Source organism: uncultured Flavobacterium sp. (assembly GCF_963975005.1).
GTDB lineage: Bacteria > Bacteroidota > Bacteroidia > Flavobacteriales > Flavobacteriaceae > Flavobacterium.
The window spans coordinates 1-7,735 of record NZ_CAXBFR010000130.1; the positions used below are offsets into that span (position 1 = coordinate 1).

5 protein-coding genes and 1 pseudogene are annotated in these 7,735 nt (G+C 31.0%); 3 read left to right on the forward strand and 3 right to left on the reverse strand.

Features of this window, described 5'->3' with window-relative positions; translation table 11 throughout:
• Positions 1-133: 133 nt before the first annotated feature.
• The 3 genes and pseudogenes from AACZ53_RS12650 to AACZ53_RS12660 all read left to right on the forward strand — a co-directional run.
• A pseudogene (locus tag AACZ53_RS12650) lies at positions 134-1,222 on the forward strand (endonuclease/exonuclease/phosphatase family protein); the annotation flags it as partial.
• Between the two features lie 518 nt (positions 1,223-1,740).
• Entirely contained in the window at positions 1,741-2,274 is a 534-nt protein-coding gene (locus AACZ53_RS12655) for a 3-hydroxyanthranilate 3,4-dioxygenase (RefSeq protein WP_339839075.1), read from the forward strand.
• Positions 2,275-2,472: 198 nt separating this feature from the next.
• Complete coding sequence (locus tag AACZ53_RS12660) at positions 2,473-4,026, forward strand: aldehyde dehydrogenase family protein (protein ID WP_339839077.1); 1,554 nt, start codon at positions 2,473-2,475, stop codon at positions 4,024-4,026.
• 82 nt (positions 4,027-4,108) lie between these two features.
• Here the strand turns inward: AACZ53_RS12660 and AACZ53_RS12665 are convergent, their stop codons facing one another.
• The 3 genes from AACZ53_RS12665 to AACZ53_RS12675 form a co-directional block, all read right to left on the reverse strand.
• Positions 4,109-4,951 (reverse strand): hypothetical protein, encoded by an 843-nt coding sequence (locus AACZ53_RS12665; RefSeq protein WP_339839079.1) that lies wholly within the window; start codon positions 4,949-4,951, stop codon positions 4,109-4,111.
• Between the two features lie 78 nt (positions 4,952-5,029).
• A complete protein-coding gene (locus AACZ53_RS12670) occupies positions 5,030-5,413 on the reverse strand; it encodes a TraR/DksA family transcriptional regulator (RefSeq protein WP_339839081.1) in 384 nt (127 codons plus the stop codon).
• 6 nt (positions 5,414-5,419) lie between these two features.
• Positions 5,420-7,735: class I tRNA ligase family protein (locus AACZ53_RS12675; RefSeq protein WP_339839084.1), on the reverse strand; the 2,316-nt coding region annotated here is incomplete at its 5' end.

The following is a 7,735-nucleotide window of genomic DNA, read 5'->3' on the forward strand; positions in this document are numbered from 1 at the left end:
AAAAATTTAATTTCAAATATTAAAGTTATGTTAAGAAAGTTACTTAACAGTTTGCAAATGTACAACTTTTAATAATATTATATACCTTTGGCACCGTCTTTGAACAAACTTTACAAAATAATAACATAACACTATGACAATTAAACATTCAATACTAATATTTTCTCTTATTTTACTAGGAATTAAAGGTAATTCGCAAGAAAAAAAATTTGAATTACACACCATTGCCTTTTATAATTTAGAAAACTTATTTGACACCATTAATGACCCTACAATTAATGATGAAGAATATTTGCCTGCAAAAGGATGGACTTATAAAAATTACAAAAAAAAACTAGACAATTTAAGTAGAGTTTTAACTCAAATTGGTACTAATGATCAACAAAAAGCTTCACCTACCATAATTGGAGTTTGTGAAATTGAAAACAGAAGAGTTTTAGAAGATTTAGTTAAGCAGCCTCGTTTAATTGACAAAAACTATAAAATTGTTCATTTTGATTCTCCTGACAAAAGAGGTATTGATACAGGATTTTTATATGATCCTTTGCATTTTACTCCTACTAGTTATAGTAATGTTCCTTTATATGTTTATAGAGATGAAGATCAAAAGCCAAAAAAAGAAAAAAATGAAGAGACAGATGACGCAGAATCAATCGATAAAAAATCTAATAGAGTTTACACAAGAGATCAATTACTTGTAACAGGTCTTTTAGATGGTGAAGAAGTTAGCTTTATAGTTAACCACTGGCCTTCTCGTTCTGGTGGAGAAAAAAAGAGTAGCCCTTACAGAGAAGCTGCTGGAGCTTTAAATAGAAAAATAATTGATTCATTATTTAAAATCAACCCAAATGCAAAAATCATTACAATGGGTGATTTAAATGACGGACCATATAATAAAAGTGTAAAGAAAGGAATTGGAGCTGTTGCTCATAAAGAAGATTTAAAAAAATTCGGTGTTTTCAATCCAATGGAAGAAATGTCAAATAATGGAATTGGGTCTTTAGCTTATAGAGATTCATGGGATTTATTTGATCAAATTTTATTAACTGAACCTTACATAAACAAAGATTATTCGTCTTGGACTTATTGGAAAGCAGGCGTTTATAATAAAGATTTTTTAATTCAGAAAGAAGGACAATATAAAGGGTATCCTTTGAGAAATTCTAATGGAGTTCCTGGTTTTAGTGATCACTTTCCCGTTTACGTATATCTTATTAGAGAACAAGGTGCAATTAAAAAAACAGTTACTAATGTGGTTTCTAATAAAAAAAGCATCTCTTTCACAAAAAACAAAGAAGGACAAATCGAAGTACCATGTACTATTAATACCAATGCTTCAAGCTTTGTGTATGATGCAGATGTTAAAGACGTATTAATTTCAGGAAAAGAAGCGTTGTTTTTGTTAAAAACAGGAAAAGTTAAACCCGAAAATTATTCTGGTGAACAAGCTTATTCTCTTTCAGACGGAAGAATTCCAGAAGGCTCAACATTATTAATTGATACTATTGAGTTTAATGGTTTTACATTAACAAACATAACTGTTGTAATTACAAACAGTATTTCATCCGATTTAGTAATTGGAGAAAGCACCTTAAAAATACTTGGAAGTGTAGAAGTAAACTACAAAGAAAGCACCCTTTCAATCACAAAATAATTTACTAGAACATAATAAATTAAAGGTTAGTTAACGCTAACCTTTTTTAATTTTTAGTAACTTCGTAATCCTAAATATTTTTAATCATGGCAATACAAAAACCATTCAACCTCAACAAATGGATTGAAGAAAATAGAAACTTACTAAAACCCCCCGTTGGCAATAAAAATCTATATGTAAGTTCTGGAGATTATATAGTAATGATTGTTGCCGGGCCAAATGCTAGAAAAGATTATCATTACAACGAAACCGAAGAATTATTTTACCAACTAGAAGGAAATATTACCGTTTACGTTCAAGATAATGGCAAAAAGAAAGCAATGAAGTTGACTGCTGGTGATATGTTTTTATTACCTGCAAAAGTTCCTCATTCTCCAGTTCGAGAAGAAAATTCAATTGGATTGGTTGTAGAAAGAAAACGTGCCGGTCAAGATATTCCAGATGGTTTACTCTGGTTTTGCGACAATTGCAACCACAAATTATATGAAGTTTACTTTGAATTAAAGGATATTGAAGTTGATTTTCTAGCGCATTTCAAACACTTTTATGGTTCAAAAGAATTAAGAACTTGCAAAAATTGTGGAACAGTTATGGAAACTGATAAACGATTTGTAAAATAATCTTTTGAAGCTATATCCAGCTATGCACTATATCTTTTTATCTATTTTTAAAAAATAGATAAAAAGGATTCCGTTGCTATCTGGGCTAAGATAAAATCTTAAATATCACAATTCATTGTGTAACAACAATTGCAAAAAAAGTCAAAAAAAAGCCCTATTTTTGCTAATTATATAACAAAAACACTAAAAAAAGTTACAATGTCAACAATAGCACAACAATTCGGAATGGTTGAGGCACTAGAAAAACTAGGAGTAAAAGCCATTAACGAAGGAACCTCAACTGGAAACGAATGGTTTTCAAACGGAGAAATCATTGAAAGTTATTCTCCAGTTGATGGCCAATTAATAGGAAAAGTAAAAACAACTACTGCTGGAGATTACGAAAAAGTAATGCAAAGCGCAACATCTGCATTTAAAACATTTAGAGCAATGCCAGCTCCACAAAGAGGAGAAATTGTTCGTCAATTTGGAAACAAGTTAAGAGAATTAAAAGAACCATTAGGGAAATTAGTTTCTTATGAAATGGGAAAATCTTTGCAAGAAGGTTACGGAGAAGTTCAAGAAATGATTGACATCTGTGATTTTGCAGTAGGTTTATCACGTCAATTAAACGGACAAACTATTCCTTCTGAACGTCCTGGTCACGTAATGAGAGAACAATGGCATTCAATTGGTGTTGTTGGAATCATTTCTGCATTTAACTTTCCAGTAGCAGTTTGGGCTTGGAACACAGCTTTAGCTTGGATTTGTGGTGATGTTTGTGTTTGGAAAGGTTCTGAAAAAGCTCCTTTGTGTACAATAGCTTGTCAAAACATAATTGCAGACGTTTTAAAAGAAAACAACTTACCAGAAGGTATTTCTTGTATCATCAACGGTGATTATAAAGTTGGTGAAATGATGACTACTGACACTAGAATTCCATTAATTTCTGCAACAGGTTCAACTCGTATGGGAAGAATCGTAGGTGCAAAAGTTGCTGAGCGTTTTGGTAAATCATTATTAGAGTTAGGTGGAAATAATGCTATCATTATTACTCCAACTGCTGACTTAAAAGTAGTTGTTCCTGGTGCTGTATTTGGTGCTGTTGGAACGGCTGGACAAAGATGTACTTCAACGAGAAGATTAATCATTCACGAATCGGTTTATGATAAAGTTAGAGATGCAATTGTTGGTGCTTATGGGCAATTGACTATTGGAAATCCATTAGATCAAAAAAACCACATTGGACCACTAATTGATAAAGATTCTGTAAACACCTATTTAGCAGCCATTGAATCAGCTAAAGCAGAAGGTGGAAACGTATTAGTTGAAGGTGGCGTTCTTTCTGGTGTAGGATACGAATCTGGATGTTATGTTAAACCAGCCATTATAGAAGCAGAAAATTCATTTAAAATTGTTCAGCATGAAACATTTGCTCCAGTTTTATATTTAATGAAGTATTCTGGTGAAGTTGAAAATGCAATTGATTTACAAAATGGAGTTGCACAAGGATTATCATCAGCAATAATGACAAACGAATTGAAAGAAGCAGAAAAATTCTTATCATTTGCAGGTTCAGATTGTGGAATTGCTAATGTAAACATCGGAACTTCTGGTGCCGAAATTGGTGGTGCTTTTGGTGGTGAAAAAGAAACAGGTGGCGGTCGTGAATCTGGTTCTGATGCTTGGAAAGTATACATGAGAAGACAAACCAATACAGTTAATTATTCTGATGAATTGCCTTTAGCACAAGGAATTAAATTTAATTTGTAAAAAATTATTAAGATTATAGAATTAAGTATTAAGACTTTTTCAAATATAAAAACCCTTCAAAACGTAATGTTTTGAAGGGTTTTTATATTTGAGCTTTTGTATATTGTATTAAAACTTCATTTTTATCATCTTTTAAAAATAAAGTTCCATTTTTAAGAAGTTCGTAATTCCAACCAAAAGGTTCATTTTCTATTTTGAAAATTTTCACTCCTTTATGCTTCTTAAGCATAATTAACTTCTGAATTTTATTATTTTGTTTTATATAAATATTATTATCAGACATTTTTACAAACTCAAAAGATCCATCAAGAATTTCATTTTTAAAACTTTGCAAAGTCCATTTACCAATACTATTCTTTTCTTTTAATGTAAATAATTGCATTTGATAATTATAAGATTCAATTAATGCTGTTACAACGTTATTAGTTTTTAATTGATTTAATTTTTCTCTTAATTCAGTATACTTTTCTTTGTTTTTTTCTTCAAATAAGGAGTAATTGTAAAAGTCCAAAGAAACACATTCAATTTCATAAGCAGGAAAAACTCCTCCAAAAATTTCAATAATTCCTCCAACTTTTGCACATTTTTCTATAATCGGCCAAAAAACAACACTACTTTCTCCAATTTCATTATGACTCAAATTTAAAATTGGTAAATAAATAGTAGGCTTATATATTTTATCTCCATGAATTTCAAAAAGTAATGCCGTTCTAACCATTAAACTCGAAGAGATAGAGTCTGCTTTTTTATGGTCTTTAGTGTTTACAAGAATATTTTGATCAATTTCGAGTAGTTGATTCCAATAATTTACAAATTTAATATCAGAATCTAAATTACCGATTTCAGTTCTATATTTATCTATTTCTATTTGTGAAAAACATAAGTTTAAAGAAATAAAAAATAAAATAATAAATATTTTTTTCATATATTAAATTTGTAAAATAATATTACAAAAAACCCTGCAATTAAAAATTTGCAGGGTTTTTTGTAATGTAAAATTATTTTATCGCTGCAAATTTTTAGCTTCAATACTCATTGTAGCATGAGGAACTAATTTTAAACGCTCCTTATTGATTAATTTTCCGGTTACCTTGCACATTCCATATGTTTTATTTTCTACGCGGAAAAGTGCGTTTTTTAAATCGCGAATAAATTTCTCTTGACGAATTGCCAGTTGAGAATTTGCTTCTTTAGACATGGTTTCACTTCCTTCTTCGAATGCTTTAAATGTTGGCGATGTATCATCTGTTCCATTGTTTAAATCATTCATATAAGCACTTTTAATCAAATCTAAATCTGCTTGTGCTTTCTCGATTTTCTTTATAATTAAATCCTTAAATTCAGCTAAATCTGCGTCTGAAAATCTCATTTTGTCTTCGGTAATCATAATGTGTTATTTTGAGATTAATATTCTTGTTTTAATATCATCGAATTCAATTTCTGTGCCATGATTTACTTGATCTACAAAAACCAAACTTTCTGTTAATGTTTCTGATTTGATATAATCTTCGTTATCTAGAACAGCATCTTCTAAAACAGTATTCTTTTCCAACTCTACTTTTATCTTATCTGTAACTTCTAAACCACTATCTTTTCTAATATTTTGAATTCTATTGACTAACTCTCTAGCAATTCCTTCTTTTCTTAATTCGTCCGTAATTGTTATATCTAAAGCTACTGTGATACCATTAGCATTAGCAACCAACCAACCCGGAATATCTTGCGACGATATCTCAACATCTTCTAATGATAAATTTATGCTTTTTCCTTCAATTTCAATCATTAAGCTTCCTTTAGCATCAATCTCATTAATTTGTTCGGCCGTAAAAGATTGTATCTCTTTGGAAATCAGACCTATATATTTTCCGAAACGTGGCCCAAGTGCTTTAAAATTTGGTTTAATTTGCTTAACTAAAACTCCTGAAGCATCGTCTAAAAGTAAGATTTCTTTTACATTAACTTCAGCTTTAATTAGGTCAGATACAGCTTCGATTTCAGCTTTTTGAGAAGCATCAAGCACCGGAATCATTACCTTTTGTAGCGGTTGACGTACTTTAATCATTTCTTTTTTACGTAGTGACAACACTAAAGAAGAAACCGTTTGCGCTTTCAACATTTTGCTTTCCAACGATTTATCAACATATTTTTCAACATACTCTGGAAATTTTGCCAAATGTACACTCTCAAAGTTTTCTGAATTTGTTGTTTGTGTTAAATCTCTGTAAAGTTTATCCATAAAGAAAGGTGCAATTGGTGCTCCTAATTTTGCAACAGTAACTAAACAGGTATATAATGTCTGGTAAGCTGCTATTTTATCTGTTCCATATTCCCCTTTCCAAAATCTTCTTCTACATAAACGAACATACCAATTACTTAGGTTTTCTTGTACGAAATCAGAAATTGCTCTTGCGGCTTTTGTTGGTTCATAATCTGCATAGAAACTATCAACATCTTTAACTAATGAGTTCAATTCTGACAAAACCCATCTGTCGATTTCTGGTCTTTCTTCTAAAGGAATTTCAGCTTCAGCAAAACTGAAATTATCAATATTTGCATATAAACTAAAGAATGAATACGTATTATATAATGTTCCAAAAAACTTTCTGCGAACTTCAGCAACTCCTTCTATGTCAAATTTTAAATTATCCCAAGGGTTTGCATTGGCAATCATGTACCAACGTGTTGCATCTGGACCATATTCAGCTAAGGTTGTAAAAGGATCAACTGCATTTCCTAAACGTTTAGACATTTTTTGTCCCTCTTTATCTAAAACTAATCCGTTTGAAACCACATTTTTATAAGCTACTTTATCAAAAACTAAAGTCGCAATGGCATGCAAAGTATAAAACCAACCACGGGTTTGATCTACTCCTTCTGCAATAAAATCTGCAGGAAAATCTTGATTGTTGTCAATTTTTTCTTTGTTTTCAAATGGATAATGCCATTGCGCATAAGGCATAGAACCCGAATCGAACCAAACATCGATTAAATCACTTTCGCGTTTCATTGGTTTACCCGAAGCAGAAACTAATACAATTTCATCCACTATATTTTTATGTAAATCAACTAAATCGTAGTTTTCTTCAGCCATATTTCCAATTTCGAACCCTTTGAATGGGTTTTCTTTTTGGAAACCAGCTTTGATTGATTTTTCAATTTCATTATATAATTCTTCAATTGAGCCTACTAATATTTCTTCTGTTCCTTCTTCATTTCTCCAAATTGGCAAAGGAATTCCCCAATATCTTGAACGTGACAAATTCCAATCATTGGCATTTTTTAACCAATTCCCAAAACGACCTTCACCAGTTGCTTTTGGTTTCCAATTAATAGTTTCGTTTAAGTCGAACATACGTTCTTTAACTTCGGTAACTTTAATGAACCAAGAATCTAATGGATAATATAAAATTGGTTTGTCTGTTCTCCAACAATGAGGATAACTGTGGACATATTTTTCAACCTTAAAGGCTTTATTTTCTTCTTTTAATTGGATAGCTATTTCTACATCTGCAGAACGTTCTGGAGCCTCACCATCGTTGTAGTATTCATTTTTAACGTATTTTCCAGAATAATCACCTAAACCTTGAATAAATCTTCCTTGTAAATCAACTAAAGGCACTAAATTATCATTAGCATCTTTTACTAACATTGGAGGTATTTCTGGTGTTGCTTCTTTAGCAACTTTAGCATCATCGGCTCCAAAAGTAGG